The organism is Paenibacillus sp. NEAU-GSW1, assembly GCF_009737085.1.
In the GTDB taxonomy this organism is placed as follows: Bacteria; Bacillota; Bacilli; order Paenibacillales; family Paenibacillaceae; genus Pristimantibacillus.
In genome coordinates this window covers 116,125-132,207 of record NZ_WOVL01000001.1, presented here as the reverse complement: position 1 = coordinate 132,207, position 16,083 = coordinate 116,125, and the positions used below count along the sequence as shown (strand labels likewise).

Below are 16,083 nucleotides of genomic sequence, written 5' to 3'. Positions count from 1 at the left end.
CAAACAGCCAATAATCACTAACTATTCGCTTTGCGGACGCTCATCTCCTTCCTGTAATTTCTTCCCCTTCACCCAATGGTTGCTTATTGACCCAAAGCACGATACAGTTAAACCCATATGTGCATTTTTTACCGCGTGGAGGATACAATCTTGCCGAACTCAATCCCAAACAGTAACGCAAACGAACGCAATAAAAGCAAGCTGCTCAACAATTACTCTTTGCTGCTTGCCGTCGTCTTCGGTGGCTTTCTTATTTTCGGATTTTCGGAAAATATTAAAGGGCCGGCCATCCCGCGCATTCAGTCCGACCTCTCGCTTGACGAGTTTCAGATTGGCTTGCTGCTTGCGCTTAATTCGCTCGGCTATTTGCTAGCCTGCAGCTTTACGGGAGCGCTGTCCAGAAAGATCGGCATTAAGCTGACGACGATGCTCTCATTCGGTTCCATGGCGCTGTCAGGCGTATTTATCTATTTCGCCTCGACCTATGCGACGTTTGCCTTGTCCTACTTTTTTCTGTATATCGGAAACGGGCTGCTCGAAATCGCGCTTGCGATATTGGCTGCGCGCATTTTCACCCGAAATACCGGGATGATGATGAATCTGGCGCATTTTTTCTATGGGCTCAGCTCCATGATCGCGCCGTTGCTGGCAGCCTCTCTAATGGGCGTCCCTCTGTTCGGTTCCGAGCTAGGCTGGCGCGGCATGTACGCGCTAATGCTGGCGCTCTCGCTGCTGCCAATGATTCCATCCGTCGTTTCCCGCGTGCCGGGAGACGATATGAAAGAAGAAGTCCGCCTGCCGATGAAATCGTTTCTGCGAGATCGAACCGCTTGGCTCATCGTCGGCGTCCTGTCTCTTGGCGTCACATCTGAGCTCGCCGTCGGCGGCTGGCTCGTCAACTATTTAGAAAAAGTTTACGATTGGAGCGGCGATGCCTCGGCAGCGATGCTTTCCGCCTTCTTCCTTTGCTTTATGCTGGCGCGTTTGCTGCTCGGACCGTTGACCGATAAGTTTGGCTATACGCTTTCCATTATTGTTTTGTCCGCCTTTTCCGGCATCTGCGCATTTGCGGCGATTGCGGCCGGCGAGCCTGGCGCCGTTTTGTTCGCCGTTGCGGGAATCGGGATCGCCCCGATCTATCCGACCGTCATGGCGCTGCTCGCCAAGCGGTATCCGAACGGCACAGAGACAGCGATTACGTTCACGGTCACGCTAATGGGCATCGCCGGCGTCATTGGCAACTTTCTTATCGGCGCGATTACCGATCTGTTCAAAGGAATGTCCGATGGCAGCATCATCATCGGACTGCAGGCCGGGTACAGCTTCATTGCCGCCTGCGCGATTCTCTGCTCGCTCATTGCGATCGTATTATATCGGCATTTGAAGCGGCGCGGCGAGCTTTTATAAGGAATGCAACAAGATCAACAGAGCTATCGGGATGTGTTATCCCGGCAAGCTCTGTTTTTTTTGAATGTTTTTGTGCGGGCGATGTCACAAACCGCTTTTCCAATGGTTATATAAGCAGTTTCCAAGAGAGGAGGAAGACGCGATGGCCATAATCGACGACGATGGTGATGTGGATGTAGGGATGGATATAGAAGAAACGATCCGTGTAGTCAAAGCCGGAAATAAAGAGGCGTATGCGAAAGTCGTTCGAAGGTTACAGCAGCCGCTGTACGTCTATTGCTGCCATTTGCTCATGCAGCGCGAAGAAGCGGAAGATGCGGTTCAGGAAGTATTTATTAAGGCGTTCGAGAAGCTCGAACGGTATACGTACGACAAATCGTTCTCGGCATGGCTGTATCGGATCGCTTATTGCCACTGCATGAATCTGTTGAACAAACGCAGACGGGCACAGATGATCCAGCTTATTTTGCGGCAAAACAATGCGGCAGTTCAGACAGCGGGCGGGATCGACGACGGCTTTTTAAGCATCGAACGGGATGAGCAGCGCAGCGAGTACGAACAGGCGCTGCGGCGGCTGTCGGCGGACGATCGCTCACTTCTTGTTTTGCGCTTTGTCCAGGAGAAGTCGTATGAGGACATTAGCGTCATTTTATCGCACAATCCGGCTGCGCTTCGCAAAAAGGTGGAACGAGTCAAATCAAAACTAAAAAAAATATGGCTGGAGATGGAGGCGGAAAGAAATGGATTTGAACACCAACCCGCGCTTGGCCGCACATTTGTCAAACGATAGCTTGCCTGCAATTGATGTAACCGACAAGGTGATGGAGGCGATACGCGTACCGCGCAAAAAGAAGCCGGTTCGCAAAACAATGCTCGCTGCCGGTATCGCGGCGGCAATATTAGTAGTGTCCGGCTTCGGGTATGCCGCCTCGTGGCAGCTGCATAAGGCCGATGGCACAGTGAGTCTCGAGTATCGCAACCCTACGGAAGAAGACGGTCCATGGTCGAATCATACGGCAGAAGAAATGGAGGCTATGAAACAAAAACTCCAGCCTGGAGAAGCAGGTTTATTCTATGATAAAAGCGAGGTGAATCCATTCGCGCTGGAGAACCCAATCATCTACACCGATTTAAAAGAGATGGACAGCCAATGGACTTCGCCGATTGCGGTTCCTGAGACAATTGCAAACGACGTATTCCGGTTCAAACAGGGTAACTATATTCACGAAATGGAGATGCCGAATACGGCCGACGAGCCGCGGCTGCGCGAAGAAGCCGCGGCAGCAGCAGACGGCATCGCCTTTACGCTCATTAAAACCTACGATATCATGGGCGCGCATAAGGAGTACACTTCCTCTAACGGCGGTCAGCTTGGCGTGTTCATCTCGCCAGGCAAAGGCTGGGGCACGATTATCACTGAATTGAAAGAACGCGACATGATCAAAACGAAAGTGAACGGACGCGAAGCTTTCGCCATAGTGAATAAGGCTAGCGGCGATCGGGAGGTCGTGTGGATGGACGAGCGCGACGGCGTTCCTGTCTACTGCAAAGTAAGCTCTACGACGCCGGAACTCGTCAGCCAAGAGCAGCTTATTGCGATTGCAGGCGATCTCGCTACTCCTGCTTCCTAGAATTCGATTTCGTGGCCGCTCTATCGCCTTTACGTGCAGAATAACGGAACTTTCTTCCGTTATTCTTGCTATTTAAGCGGCGCGGCGCGAAATAGCGGAAGTTTCTTCCGCTATTTTCGTGGACCGGCGCTTCACTCGTCTGTCACATCGCATTCGAATAAACACCCAACCGTCTTCACCCTTGTTTACTTCTATGATAAGACAATCACAGGGTCTTATCACTCCCGCACACACATCCATTCGCAAGAATAAGACCCTCGCGGGGTCTTATTCCAGCACGCACGCAGCCGCTAACTCTTACTTTCCCTGTTTACTCTATGATAAGACCCTCACAGGGTCTTATTACATAAACGTACAGACATGTACACTTTCAATTTTACATATCTATCGTCTACCCGACGAAGCCAAGGCACTCTTCTACGGAGCGGTACTCCAGCCCGTGGGCGGCAGCGACGGCTTCATGTGTTACGTTGCCGCCGAGTGCGTTAACGCCTTTCCGCAGCGGGCCGCTCCCCGCCAAGGCAGCGGTTACGCCTCTGCCCGCTAATGCAGCGGCGTACGGCAGCGTTGCGTTCGTGAGCGCCGCCGTCGATGTGCGCGGCACCGCGCCAGGCATGTTCGCGACGGCGTAATGAAGCACGCCGTGTTTCACAAACACCGGCTCTTCATGCGTCGTGATCCGGTCTATCGTCTCTACGATGCCGCCTTGGTCGATCGCCACATCGATAATGACCGAGCCTGACGCCATCGCGGCAACCATTTCTTCCGTTACCAGCTTAGGCGCTTTTGCTCCGGGAATAAGCACCGCGCCGATGACCAGATCCGATTGCGACACCGCTTCGGCAATTTGACGGGATGTCGAAGCGAGCGTCTGCAAACCTCTGCCGAACCGCTCTTCGAGCGATCGCAGCCGAAGCATATCATTATCGATGATCGTCACCTCCGCCCCCAAACCGAGGGCAATTTGCGCCGCACCGCTTCCGACGACGCCGCCTCCAATAATAGTAACTTTGCCCTTCTGCACGCCTGGGACTCCGCCGAGGAGCAATCCGCGGCCGCCGTTTGATTTCTCCAAAAATTGCGCGCCTAGCTGTGCCGACATTCTCCCCGCAATATCGCTCATCGGCGTCAGCAGCGGAAGCTGTCCGTTTGGCAGCTGCACCGTCTCATAACCGATAGCCGTCGCCCCGCTTCGCACGAGCGCACCTGTCAAAGCAGGCTCCGCAGCCAGATGCAAGTAGGTGAACAACGTCAGCGACTCGCGGAAATACCGATACTCTGCTGCAACCGGCTCCTTCACCTTCATCACAAGCGGCATCGACCAAGCGTCTCCCGCAGAAGCCACGACGTCTGCCCCTGCTTCGCGATACTCCTCATCAGTAAAGCCCGAGCCGGCTCCAGCTTCCGTCTCAATCGCCACCCGATGACCAAGGCGAATGAGCTCATAAGCGCCGGACGGGGTCAATGCAACCCGATTTTCGCTATTTTTAATTTCCCTCGGTACGCCGATCCACATCCGCTCACTCCCCTTCAACGATATGCACTTCCTATCGAATGTCCGTCAAATTTGCCTCTCAAGCCCGCTCCCGCAGGTAAACACTCCCGCATAGCAGCCTAGTAATACCTTGACGTGATCATCTTTTTCTTCGTATAAAACTCCACGCCGTCCCGTCCATTCGCATGCAGGTCGCCATAGAAGGAATCCTTCCAGCCCGAAAATGGGAAAAATGCCATCGGAGCCGGAACGCCGACATTAACGCCCAGCATGCCTGCCTCGACTTCCTCCCGAAAATGCCTTACAGCCTTGGCATTGTTCGTGTAGATGACCGACGAGTTGCCGAATCGCGAGCTGTTCACAATGGCAATCGCCTCATCCAAATCAGCCGCCCGGAACACCGACAGCACCGGACCGAAAATTTCCTCCTGCGCAATCGTCATGTTCGGCTTTACTTCATCAAAAAGCGTCGCTCCGACAAAATAGCCCGGCGCCGTCCGGCAAGCCGCCGTCCGGCCATCCAACAGCAGCTTTGCGCCCTCGGCAACGCCCTGCTCGATGTAGCCTTCTATACGCTGCCGGTGTCCCTCGCGGATTACAGCGGTCAGCGTCGTATCCGCGTCCATGCCGTCGCCGGCAACCATCGTCTCCGCGGCCTGCTGCAATAACGGCAGCACCGCGCTTCCTTCGCCGACGACAACGACCGCAGAGCAGGCCATACACCGTTCACCCGCGCTGCCGAATGCGGAGCCGATAATGTTGTCCGCCGTTTTGGCAAGGTCGGCATCGGGCATAACGATATGATAGTTTTTGGCTCCGGCGAGCGCTTGCACTCTTTTGCCATAGGAGGCCGAACGTTCGTAAACGTATTTCGCCGCAGGCTGCGAGCCAACGAATGAAACCGCCTTAACGCCGGCATGAGCGGTCAAGCCGTTAACGACCGCTTCGCTGCCATGCACGACGTTCAATACCCCGTCAGGCAAGCCTGCCTGCTGGAAAAGCTCCGCCAGCCGGCTCGCCGTTAGCGGCGTTCGCTCGGAAGGCTTCAGCACGAACGTATTGCCGCAGGCGATAGCGAGGGGAAACATCCAGCACGGCACCATCATCGGAAAGTTGAACGGCGTAATGCCGCAAACGACGCCAATCGGCGTGCGAAACATTTCCGAATCAAGGTCGGTTGCAATGTTCGCAAGCGTTGCGCCCATCATATGCGACGGAGCTCCTGCAGCGAATTCGACGCATTCAATGCCGCGCAGCACTTCGCCTTTCGCTTCTTTGATGCTTTTACCATTTTCCAGCGTAATCAAGGCGGCAAGCTCCTCTTCATGCTCCTGCAGCAGCTGCCAGTATCGAAACAGCACTCTCGCCCGCTTCGGCACCGGCGTTCGGCTCCAGACCGCGTAAGCTGCCTTTGCCGCTGCGACTGCCGCATCCACATCTGCCTGCCCGGACAATGTCAATTCAGCAATCGCTTGCCCCGTTGCCGGATTGTACACTTTGTCCAGCTGCTCTCCGTTAGACGGCACCCATTGCCCGCCGATCAAGTTCAAAACTTGCCTCGTATCTCTTAAAGATTCTGCATTTATGCTCATGTCCGCTCAGCTCCGATCATACTATTTTCATTAGACATCTTGTATAATAGATTCCAACTAATCGATTATTCTGCCATCTCTCCCACTTTCAAAAAGGCGGTGAACACGATCGTACAAACAATGCTGCAATTAACTGTGCGCGACATTTTACAACGCCCTTTGTTTTTAAAAGCCGAAGCGATCGCGAGCGAAGAAGCGCTAAGCCGCACGGTCCGATGGGCACATATAATGGAAGTCACGCAAGTCGGCCATTTGCTCAGCGGCAACGAGCTCATCCTGACGACCGGCATCGGATGGCATGACGATGAAGAGCTGAGCCTCGCTTTTTTACGGCAATTAATCGACTCCGGCGCATCCGGCCTTTGCATCGAGCTCGGACTCTACACAAGCAAGCCCTCTGAACGTATGATCGAGCTGGCAAAGCAAGAGCATTTTCCGATTCTCCTCTTTCATGAGCAAGTCCGCTATATCGACATCACGCAAGATTTGCACGCCCATTTCATCAATCAGCATCATCGCATGGTATCCGAGCTTGAAGCTTTGTCCAAACAGCTCAATCAGCTGCTTTTATCCGGAAAAGGAATTCAGCCGCTGCTCAAGATTCTCCATCAGACGACTGGAGCGCAGGTCGCTTTTTTCCCGCTTCATGCGGAGGCGCAATTTATACCGGCGATGACGAAAACGAAAGCCGATCAATTTTACGAGCGCTGGATCTATGGCGAAATGTTCGCCGCACCTTCGCAAAAGCGCAAGCTGGCGCATCGCCCGATTCTCGCCCTCGACCATCTGTTTGCCGATTTGCTCATTCAGTCGAAAACCGAGTTGACCGAATATCAAATTCTCGTGCTTGACCGCTGCGCGACCGCTGTCGCGCAAGAAATGATGCGTACCATTTATATAGAGGAAAAACGCCGCTACCAGGACGATTTATGGCTGTCCGACTGGCTTGCCGGCAAACATTCGACGGCGCAAATTAGTGAATACATACGCGGCATCAAGCCGTCCGCTAAGCTTGGCGGCGTTGCGGTATGCTTATTTCAGCTGGAAGCAACGCTGACGGAACGGAAAGATTTCGAGTCGCTGCTCATTCAGCGCAACATGGTTGCTCGGGCTATTTTTGAAGGGGAAGGCTTTTATTTGTTTCCCGCCTTGCTGCACGGGCATATCGCATTTATATTGCTGGATCAGCAGAACGGCTTGAAGTGGAAGGAGAGGCTGCATCTGGCAATCGAGCGTCTGTTCCGCACCGAGCAGCAGCAGGAGCCTGCGCTTTTCTCCGGATTATGGGGCGTCGGAAAAGCGATGTCCCTGCCGGATCAAGCGGCGGAGAGCTACGATACCGCAAAGGAAACGATCGCGATTCAACTGGATGCCGGGCCGCTCCGCTCTCCTTTTTTCGACGAACTGCATACGTACAAAATTATTTCATCCCTCAAAAAGAGCGGTATGCTGATGCCTTTAATTCATGAATACATCGAGCCGCTCGCTGCTTATGACAGGGAAAAGAACGGACAGCTGCTGCTGACGTTAAAAGTGTTTTTATCACGTTCCGGCTCCAAGCAAGAGACGGCGCGAGATCTTTTTATCGCCCGGCAGACGCTGTACCATCGCCTGGACAAAATTAGCGCGATGCTTGGCAACGATTATATGTCCCCCGACAAACGGCTGGCGATCGAGCTCGCCATTAGCGCTTACGAATATACGCGAGGAGCCATCCCTAATTTGCCGCAGACGCGGACGCAGAGCTAGAACCCGAGGTCAACTGCCTCAGCAGCAAATTAACGACATGCTTGCGAGTGTCGGCGGAGAGCAGCAGCAGCGTGGCCGTCTCTCCGCCCGGATGCTCCAGCCGAACAATCGTACCGCTTAAATTTTCCGAAATCGCGGCGATCAGAAAATGTCTGTCGATATAGGCGTCAAGCCGATTTTTCTCCTCCACATACTCTTGATAAGCTGACATTGTACCACCCTCCCTACAGCTGGACTGCTTCTTTGCCGCTAGGCGAAGCGGAGTCCGGTTTCGTATACGGCTCGCGCTTAATAAACCGTCCCGCTCCCGCGCTGCCGACGAACGCTTTATCACGGATAACAAATTCGCCGCGCGAAAGCACGCTGACCGGTACGCCGGTTATTTTGAGCCCTTCAAAAGCGCTGTAATCGACGTTCATATGATGGGTCGCCTCCGAAATCGTCCGCTCGGCGGCCGGATCGAACAAAACGATATCCGCGTCGCTGCCGACGGCGATCGTTCCTTTCCGCGGAAAAAGTCCGAACAGCTTGGCATTTCGAGTCGACACGATGTCAACGAACTGATTGAGCGTAATCCGTCCTTTGGCTGCCCCTTCGGAAAAGAGAATCGAGAAACGGTCCTCGATCGTTGGACCGCCATTCGGTATTTTGCTGAAATCGCCGAGGCCAAGCTCTTTCTGCCCCGCATAGTTAAAGGAGCATTGATCCGAGCCGATCGTCTGCAGCTGCCCTGTCCGAAGCGCGTTCCACAATACCGATTGATGGCTTTCTTCTCGCAGCGGCGGCGACCAGACGTATTTTGCGCCTTCAAAACCGGGTAGCCCCAAGTAGGACTGGTCGAGCATTAAATATTGCGGACAAGTTTCTCCCCATACATCAAAGCCTTGCTCTCTCGCTTCGGCGATCGCTTTCACGGCCTCCGCACAGGTGACATGAACGACGTAAAGCCTAGCTCCCGTCAACCCGGCAAGCTTAGCCGCTCTCCCTGTCGCTTCGCCCTCGAGTGCGGATGGACGGGTCAGCGCATGGTAAATCGGTTCCGTATGCCCTTCGGCGAGCGCTTTCGCGACGAGGAAGTCGATGACGTCGCCGTTCTCGGCATGCACCATGACCATGGCGCCAAGCTCCTTGGCGGTAAGCATGGTCCGATAAAGCGTGCCGTCATCGGCTTGAAAAACATTTTTGTACGCCATGAACACTTTAAACGACGTAATGCCTTCTTCGGCTACAATTTGCGGCAGCTCCGCCAGCACCTCATCGTTGATCTCGCCGATCATCAGATGAAAGCTGTAATCGATCGCCGCTTTATCCGCCGACTTTGCATGCCATTTTTGAAGCGAATTGGCAAGCGGCTTTCCTTTATCCGTCAGGCAAAAATCGATGATCGTCGTCGTTCCGCCAAAAGCTGCGGCAATGGTTCCCGTCTCGAAATCGTCCGCCGTCACCGTGCCGCCGAACGGCATATCGAGATGGGTGTGCGGATCGATGCCGCCGGGAAAAACGTAAAGCCCGGAAGCGTCGATCGTCTCGGCCTCTGGCGCCTCAAGCCCGATGCCGATCGCTTTAATTGTCTCTCCTTCAATAAGAACGTCTGCGGTATACGTGTCCGAGGCGGTTACAACCGTCCCGTTTTTGATCAGCTTCACATTTGCCATTCTATACCGCCTCTCTCTCGCTCGTTTTCGAGTCGCCCTCATCTTTGCTATTCAATTTCGCAATCGCCTGCTGGCGTTCGTTCCAAGACATGGCCGGAACGGAAGACGGAACTTCAACCATCGAGATCGCATCTTCAACCGGACATACGATGGAGCAAAGGTTGCAGCCGACGCAATCTTCTTCCCGCACCTTCAAATAAGCGCGGCCGTTCTCGTCGTTTAGCCGCTCGATACATTGATGGGACGTATCCTCGCAGGCGATGTGGCATTTATTGCAGACAATGCAATTGTCTTCGTTAATGCGAGCGACGACTTGATAGTTCAAATCGAGATCGCCCCAGTCGGAATAGCGGGATACCGATTTGCCGATCAGCTCCGTAACCGACGACAAGCCTTTTTCGTCCAAATAGTTGTTCAACCCGTCGATCATATCCTCAACGATGCTAAAGCCGTGATGCATCGCGGCGGTGCATATTTGAACGCCTGTTGCGCCCATGAGCATAAACTCGACTGCATCCCGCCAATTGGATATGCCGCCGATGCCGGAAATCGGGATGTTCACTTGCGGATTACGCGCACACTCTGCAACCATGTTCAGCGCGATCGGCTTCACTGCAGGACCGCAATAGCCGCCATGGGCGCCTTTGCCTCCGACATGCGGAATCGTGTTCCACGTATCGATATCGACGCCTGCCAGCGAGTTGATCGTATTGATGAGTGAAATAGCGTCGGCGCCGCCTCTTACAGCGGCCTTTGCTGTCGCCGTAATATCGGTAATGTTAGGCGTCAGCTTGACGATGACCGGCGTCTGCGCCGCTTCCTTCGCCCACATCGTTTGCGCCTCGACGAGATCCGGCTGCTGGCCGGAAGCTGCGCCCATCCCCCGCTCGGCCATGCCATGCGGACAGCCGAAATTTAGCTCAAGGCCGTCAACGCCGACCGCCTCTACCTTTTTGACGATCTCATGCCACTTCTCCCGCTTGGGCTCCACCATGAGTGAAACGACAACGGCGTGGTTCGGGAACCGTTTTTTCGTCTCGTATATTTCCTTCAGGTTAACCTCCAGCGGACGATCGGTAATGAGCTCGATGTTGTTGAAGCCCGCAACCCGCTGTCCATTAAAATGAACGGCGGCGAATCGCGATGATGTATTGATGATCGGATCGCCAAGCGTCTTCCATACCGCCCCGCCCCATCCGGCTTCAAAAGCGCGCTGCACCTGATAACCGGTATTGGTCGGAGGCGCAGATGCGAGCCAGAACGGATTCGGGGATTTAATGCCAGCCAAATCGATACGCAAATCTGCCATTTTGGTCAACTCCTTACATCAGAATCTTTGAACGTGACACACAACGATCGCGCCGATCGGAAACCTGCGAATGTGCATCTTTTTGTTCCGTTAAATGACTGGTTTGTGTGAATTCCTGCAAAAGTACAGGTATTTCTATCGTTTTGACCTAAGCTACCCTATTCTGCGGTAGATTCCTGTACATTTGCAGTTTTCTCTTGCCGGCTAATGCTTTTGAGTAGAAAACCTGCACTATTGCAGTTTTCTGCCCCCAGCAGCAAGAATTAAGCCGATTCCTCCTGAATCCTCTCTGCAAATTTCTTGTAAACCGCATACGCCGCTTTTTTGCCTTGCTGGGCGGCGGATACGACCATCGCTTCGCCCTGGCCTTCCCCAAAAATAACGTCGCCAGCAGCGAAAATTTGCGGATCGGACGTTTGGCAGGTGAGCGCATCTACCGTTACGATGCCGCGCTTATGCGCGATGCCGAGCTGTTCGATAAGCGAAAAATGGCGCGTCTGGCCGATTGCGAGGATAACGACATCGACGTCGAGCTTGAAGTTCGAGCCGGGAATGGCGACCGGCTTCGCTCTGCCGCCTTCCGTTTCCTCCAGCTCCATCGCAATACATTCCAGCGCCGTCACATGGCCGGCGGCGTCTCCTGTAATGTTGACCGGAGCGGTCAGCCACTGAAACTCAACGCCGTCTTTTTTGGCGAAATCGTATTCGAACGCATAAGCGGTCATTTCCGCCGCTGTCCGCCGATACACGATTTTAACGTTGGCTGCGCCTAACCGAACGGAGCAGGTCGCCGCATCGATTGCGGTGTTGCCCGCTCCTATAACGGCAACGCGCTTGCCCGCAATGTCGGTGCGGACTGCCGTTTTCGTCGACTCGACAAATTCGATCGCATCAAGAACGCCGTCCAGCGACTCGCCTTCGATACCAAGCGACGGCACCTTCGACATGCCAATCGCCAGCACAATCGCATCGTATCCGGCACGCAGGTCTTCAATGCTGATATCAACTCCGACTCTTGTATTCGTCCGAATCTCGACGCCAAGCTGACGAACCTGCTCAACCTCCCACAGCGAAATCGGCTGCGGCAAGCGGAACGATACGATTCCGTACGTATCAAGCCCGCCTGCTTGCTCCTTCGCCTCGAACACGGTAACGGCGAAACCGAAACGGGCCAGCTCGCGGGCAGCGGATAAGCCGGCAGGCCCGCCGCCGATAACCGCAACGCTTTTCCCGTTCGAAGAACCCGCTTTGAACAAAACTTGCTCGTTTCGAATCGCCCAGTCGGTAGCGTAACGCTGCAAATCGCCGATCATGATCGGCTTCGAGGAATGATTCAGTACGCACGCTCCCTCGCACAGCTCCTCGGTCGGACATACGCGCGAGCAGGTCGCGCCGACCGGATTGGCGTCCATAATGGCTCTAGCCGAACCCAGCATATTGCCGGATGCGATCTTTTTAATAAAGGATGGAATGTTGATGCCTGTCGGGCACGCTTTTATGCAAGGAGCGTCGTAGCAATAAAGGCAGCGATTCGATTCCTCTACCGCTTCCTTCGGCCTCATGCCTGCCTTCACCTCGGCAAAATTTCGCCGGATCGATTCCGCGGATATAAACGTCGTCCCCATACTCTGTCACCTCACAAGCTCACGATTTTGTCGTACGTTTCCGGCCTGCGGTCGCGGTAAAACTGCCACACATCGCGCACCTCGCGGATTAGTTCTTTATCCATGACGCCGATGACGATCTCGTCCTTGTCTCTGCTGCCAATCGCCACAATCGAGCCTCGAGGATCGACGAGGTAGGACTGCCCGTAAAACTCGCCCATATTCCATGGCGCCTCGAAGCCGACGCGATTGATTGCGGCGACATAATAACCGTTCGCTACCGCATGAGCCGGCTGCTCCAGCTTCCACAAATATTCCGAAGTGCCGGCAACCGTAGCCGATGGATTAAAAACAATCTCCGCTCCGTTCAAGCCCAGCGCCCTTGCCCCTTCCGGAAAATGCCGGTCGTAGCAAATATAGACGCCGACCTTGGCGAAGGCGGTGTCAAAGACGGGATAGCCTAGATTGCCCGGTTTAAAATAGTACTTCTCCCAAAAGCCGCAACCGCCGCCTCCCGCCGCCACATGTGGAATATGATGCTTGCGGTATTTGCCGAGGTATGCGCCGTCAGCGTCGATAACCGCAGCGGTATTATAGTAAGTAGCGATGCCTTCCCGCTCGTAAATCGGCAGGATGATTACTACGCCAAGCTCTTTGGCCAGCTCTTGAAACAGCATTGTCGTCGGCCCGTTCGGAATCTCTTCCGCTGCGGCATACCATTTGGTCGTCTGCTCCGCGCAAAAGTACGGCCCGTAAAAAATTTCCTGCAGCGAAATGATTTGCGCGCCTTTTGCCGCCGCTTCGCGAATCATCCCGATATGCTTCTCGATCGCCGCCGCTTTATGCGCCTCAACCGGCTCGTCGCCCAGCAGCGCGTTCGACGCTTGGATCAATCCGATCGTTACCTTGCTCATCTACGTTTCACTCCCGTTTGTCGCAATCCGGACAACCGTCCGGTACAGCAGCTCCGCGCCAAGCGCAATATCTTCAGGCGCAGCGTATTCCTTCGGATTATGGCTGATGCCCTGCTCGCAGCGGACAAAAATCATGCCGTAATCGCACACGTAGGACATCGTCAGCGAATCGTGAAAAGGACCGCTCATCAGCTCCGGCGGCGCGAGACCGATCGACTCGGCTTCCTCCCGCATCGCCGCCTTCAGCCAATCCGCGCAATACCTTGGATCGCTCCGCGTATCCTCCCGAATCGAAAACGTTAGCCCATGGTCCCTGCATGTTTGCGCAATGATCGCCCGAAGCTCCGTTTCCAGCCTGTCTCTCCGTGCCAGATCAATATCGCGAAAGTCCACGGTAAAGCTCACTTTCTCCGGTATAATGTTGCGCGAGTCGGGAAAAACGGAGACGGAGCCGACCGTTCCGACCGTCGGAGCTCCCGGCTCCCGTCGCGCCAGCTCGTCAAGCGCAACAATTATTTTCGCGCATCCTGCCATCGCATCTCTGCGCATCGGCATCGGCACCGAACCGGCATGACCGGCAAAGCCGTCCAATTCTACCGTCCACCACACAGGGCCGGAAATACCGCTCACAATTCCGATCGGTTCGTTCATCGCCTCCAGCACCGGCCCCTGCTCGATATGAAGCTCAAGAAACGCCGCAATTCGACCGGGCTGGAAGCTGTACTTTTCAAATTCAGCAGGGTTGCAGCCAAAGGTGAGCAACGCTTCCCTCCTGCTGATCCCGTTTTTGTCGGTTCTCTCCAATTCCCCTTCTTCCAGCTTGCCGGTCATCCCTCGTACGCCGAACAGCCCCTTGTTAAAGCGGCAGCCCTCCTCGTCGCAAAAGGCGACCACTTCCACATTCATCTCCGGCTTCACGCCCCGCTCGCCCATCGTCTGCACCGCTTCAATCGCGCCAAGCACGCCGATCACGCCGTCAAAGCGGCCTCCGTACGGTTGGGAATCGATATGCGAGCCAAGCATGAGCACCGGTGCGGCCGAGTTGCTGCCCTCGTACACACCGATCAAGTTGCCGAACGGATCAATGCGCGCAGTCATGCCCGCTTCTTCCATCCAGCTCTTCACAAGCTCTACGCCTTCCCGATCTTCCGGCGATAAGGCGAGTCGGCGGACACCGGTATCGCCAAGCTTGCCGATTCGGGCAAGCTCCATAATGCGCCGATGAAGCCTATCCTCATCAATGGCATGCGTTATTTGCAAGCTTTCTTCCCGATCATTGGCCCGAAGCGGCTTCATGCGTCATTCCTCCCTCTGCATCACTGCCCGGCTGGAATACGGCAAACAACGTATCGGCAATAAACGCGACATCCTCATCCGTTGAAGAGAGCGGCGGGCTTAGCGTCAAAATGTTCATAAAACCGGGAACCGTATCGCCGTTTTTGCCAATAAGCAGCGACTTTGCCTTGCAGCCCGCAATAATTCCCGCAACATAAGCGGCTCCGGCAGGCGTCCTCGACTCCTGATCCTCAACAAGCTCGATGCCGATCGCTGAACCGAAGGCGCGAATGTCGCCGACGTTCGGATGATTCAGCAGCGGCTGCAGCCGTGATACAAGCTCTTTGCCGATCATTTCAGATCTTGCGACGAGCCCTTCCTGCTCAATAATTTCGAGATTTTTGAGCGCAACTGCGCATGATACCGGATTGCCGCCAAACGTATTGACGTGGCGGAAGTGGCTGTCCGGTCCCGCTTCTTTAAAGCTTGCATACAGCTGCGCTGACACCGCTGTTGCCGAAAGCGGTGAATACGCGCTGGTCAACCCTTTTGCCATCGAGACAATATCCGGCTTCACGCCAAAGTTGTGGTGCCCGAACTTCCGCCCGGATCGGCCAAAGCCGCAGATGACTTCGTCTACAATAAGCAGCACGTCATGCTTGTCGCATATTTCTCGGAGCTTCGGCAAATAGCCGTCCGGCGGGACGATCATCCCGCCGCCCGTAATGGCAGGCTCAACGATAATGCCGGCTACCGAATCCGGGCCTTCCCATATGATCGCGTCCTCATATGCCAGCGCGCATTGCAGATTGCAATTGTCGCCTGTCTTGCCGAAAGGACAGCGATAACAATATGGAGGCGGAACATGGGAGAAGCCTACTCCAAGCGGCTCGTATTTCAGCTTGCGCTGCGCCTGCCCCGTCGCGCCCAGCGCGCCCATCGAGTTGCCGTGATAGGCGCGGTGGCGCGAAATAAATTTATGTTTGGCCGATTTGCCGCGCTGATGGAAGTATTGGCGGGCGATTTTGAAAGCGACCTCGTTCGCGTCGGAGCCGGAGTTGGAGAAAAAGATCCGATATTCGCCCTCCAGCCAGTCATTCAGCTTCGCTGCGAGCTCTATGGCCGGCACATGCGATTGAATGAGCGACGCGTAAGCGAGCTTTTTCATCTGCGCAGCAGCCGCTTCGGCGATTTCCTCCCGCCCGTGTCCGACGTTTACGCACCATAGCCCGGACATCGCATCCAAATAACGGTTGCCGTCCATATCGGTAATCCAGCTGCCCTCGCCTGTTGTCACAACCATCGGATTGTCGTTATGGGGTGAAATATGATGCCATAAAAAGCTGCGATCCTTCTCCAGCAGCGCTTCTTTTTCCGCTTCGTCCATCGCCTCGAACACGCCCATCAGCCTCGCCATCCTTCCCGCGTAACCTGCCGGTTTCTTAAGAACCT

The 16,083-nt window shown here is 54.7% G+C and carries 13 protein-coding genes; 4 read left to right on the top strand and 9 right to left on the bottom strand.

Annotated features, from left to right (window positions below; translation table 11 throughout):
- The first annotated feature begins 150 nt into the window (after positions 1–150).
- The 3 genes from GOM71_RS00560 to GOM71_RS00550 all read left to right on the top strand — a co-directional run bounded on the left by GOM71_RS00560 (position 151) and on the right by GOM71_RS00550 (position 3,038).
- Positions 151–1,407 carry an MFS transporter gene (locus tag GOM71_RS00560; protein WP_253944612.1) on the top strand — a complete coding sequence of 419 codons (1,257 nt, stop codon included), beginning with the start codon at positions 151–153 and terminating at the stop codon, positions 1,405–1,407.
- A 142-nt stretch (positions 1,408–1,549) separates the two neighbouring features.
- Complete coding sequence (locus GOM71_RS00555; protein ID WP_173275019.1) at positions 1,550–2,197, top strand: RNA polymerase sigma factor; 648 nt, start codon at positions 1,550–1,552, stop codon at positions 2,195–2,197.
- The gene (locus GOM71_RS00550) at positions 2,148–3,038 is read left to right on the top strand and encodes a hypothetical protein (protein ID WP_156277294.1); all 891 of its coding nucleotides are present in this window, start codon (positions 2,148–2,150) and stop codon (positions 3,036–3,038) included. The genes GOM71_RS00555 and GOM71_RS00550 overlap by 50 nt, the downstream gene beginning before the upstream one ends.
- 391 nt (positions 3,039–3,429) lie before the next feature.
- Here the strand turns inward: GOM71_RS00550 and ald are convergent, their stop codons facing one another.
- Together ald and GOM71_RS00540 are read right to left on the bottom strand one after the other, a co-directional pair.
- A complete protein-coding gene (gene ald / locus GOM71_RS00545) occupies positions 3,430–4,554 on the bottom strand; it encodes an alanine dehydrogenase (protein ID WP_156277292.1) in 1,125 nt (374 codons plus the stop codon).
- 98 nt (positions 4,555–4,652) lie between these two features.
- A complete protein-coding gene (locus GOM71_RS00540; RefSeq protein ID WP_156277290.1) occupies positions 4,653–6,125 on the bottom strand; it encodes a CoA-acylating methylmalonate-semialdehyde dehydrogenase in 1,473 nt (490 codons plus the stop codon).
- A 120-nt stretch (positions 6,126–6,245) separates the two neighbouring features.
- On the opposite strand from GOM71_RS00540, the gene GOM71_RS00535 reads away from it, so the two are divergent.
- Positions 6,246–7,874 (top strand): PucR family transcriptional regulator, encoded by a 1,629-nt coding sequence (locus GOM71_RS00535; protein WP_156277549.1) that lies wholly within the window; start codon positions 6,246–6,248, stop codon positions 7,872–7,874.
- Here GOM71_RS00535 and GOM71_RS00530 read toward each other — a convergent pair.
- The 7 genes from GOM71_RS00530 to GOM71_RS00500 all read right to left on the bottom strand — a co-directional run bounded on the left by GOM71_RS00530 (position 7,843) and on the right by GOM71_RS00500 (position 16,036).
- Positions 7,843–8,085: a hypothetical protein gene (locus tag GOM71_RS00530; RefSeq protein ID WP_156277286.1), complete on the bottom strand. Its 243-nt coding sequence runs from the start codon at positions 8,083–8,085 to the stop codon at positions 7,843–7,845. The two genes, GOM71_RS00535 and GOM71_RS00530, sit on opposite strands and share 32 nt — an antisense overlap.
- A 13-nt stretch (positions 8,086–8,098) precedes the next feature.
- Complete coding sequence (hydA, locus tag GOM71_RS00525) at positions 8,099–9,529, bottom strand: dihydropyrimidinase (protein ID WP_156277284.1); 1,431 nt, start codon at positions 9,527–9,529, stop codon at positions 8,099–8,101.
- Between the two features lies 1 nt (position 9,530).
- A complete protein-coding gene (gene preA / locus GOM71_RS00520) occupies positions 9,531–10,838 on the bottom strand; it encodes an NAD-dependent dihydropyrimidine dehydrogenase subunit PreA (protein WP_156277282.1) in 1,308 nt (435 codons plus the stop codon).
- A 263-nt stretch (positions 10,839–11,101) separates the two neighbouring features.
- Positions 11,102–12,463: an NAD(P)-dependent oxidoreductase gene (locus tag GOM71_RS00515; RefSeq protein WP_156277280.1), complete on the bottom strand. Its 1,362-nt coding sequence runs from the start codon at positions 12,461–12,463 to the stop codon at positions 11,102–11,104.
- An 11-nt stretch (positions 12,464–12,474) separates the two neighbouring features.
- Positions 12,475–13,356 carry a nitrilase-related carbon-nitrogen hydrolase gene (locus GOM71_RS00510; protein WP_156277278.1) on the bottom strand — a complete coding sequence of 294 codons (882 nt, stop codon included), beginning with the start codon at positions 13,354–13,356 and terminating at the stop codon, positions 12,475–12,477.
- Positions 13,357–14,652, bottom strand: coding sequence for a M20 family metallo-hydrolase (locus GOM71_RS00505; protein WP_156277276.1), 1,296 nt, complete (start codon positions 14,650–14,652; stop codon positions 13,357–13,359).
- Positions 14,630–16,036 carry an aminotransferase gene (locus GOM71_RS00500; protein ID WP_156277274.1) on the bottom strand — a complete coding sequence of 469 codons (1,407 nt, stop codon included), beginning with the start codon at positions 16,034–16,036 and terminating at the stop codon, positions 14,630–14,632. Before GOM71_RS00500 ends, GOM71_RS00505 begins: the two co-directional genes overlap by 23 nt.
- Positions 16,037–16,083: the final 47 nt, after the last annotated feature.

Coding starts and splice junctions, on each gene's coding strand:
- GOM71_RS00555 (WP_173275019.1), top strand. CDS start 1,550: ATGGCCATAATCGACGACGATGGTGATGTGGATGTAGGGATGGATATA.
- GOM71_RS00550 (WP_156277294.1), top strand. CDS start 2,148: ATGGATTTGAACACCAACCCGCGCTTGGCCGCACATTTGTCAAACGAT.
- ald (WP_156277292.1), bottom strand. CDS start 4,554: ATGTGGATCGGCGTACCGAGGGAAATTAAAAATAGCGAAAATCGGGTT.
- GOM71_RS00540 (WP_156277290.1), bottom strand. CDS start 6,125: ATGAGCATAAATGCAGAATCTTTAAGAGATACGAGGCAAGTTTTGAAC.
- GOM71_RS00535 (WP_156277549.1), top strand. CDS start 6,246: ATGCTGCAATTAACTGTGCGCGACATTTTACAACGCCCTTTGTTTTTA.
- GOM71_RS00530 (WP_156277286.1), bottom strand. CDS start 8,085: ATGTCAGCTTATCAAGAGTATGTGGAGGAGAAAAATCGGCTTGACGCC.
- hydA (WP_156277284.1), bottom strand. CDS start 9,529: ATGGCAAATGTGAAGCTGATCAAAAACGGGACGGTTGTAACCGCCTCG.
- preA (WP_156277282.1), bottom strand. CDS start 10,838: ATGGCAGATTTGCGTATCGATTTGGCTGGCATTAAATCCCCGAATCCG.
- GOM71_RS00515 (WP_156277280.1), bottom strand. CDS start 12,463: ATGGGGACGACGTTTATATCCGCGGAATCGATCCGGCGAAATTTTGCC.
- GOM71_RS00510 (WP_156277278.1), bottom strand. CDS start 13,356: ATGAGCAAGGTAACGATCGGATTGATCCAAGCGTCGAACGCGCTGCTG.
- GOM71_RS00505 (WP_156277276.1), bottom strand. CDS start 14,652: ATGAAGCCGCTTCGGGCCAATGATCGGGAAGAAAGCTTGCAAATAACG.
- GOM71_RS00500 (WP_156277274.1), bottom strand. CDS start 16,036: ATGGGCGTGTTCGAGGCGATGGACGAAGCGGAAAAAGAAGCGCTGCTG.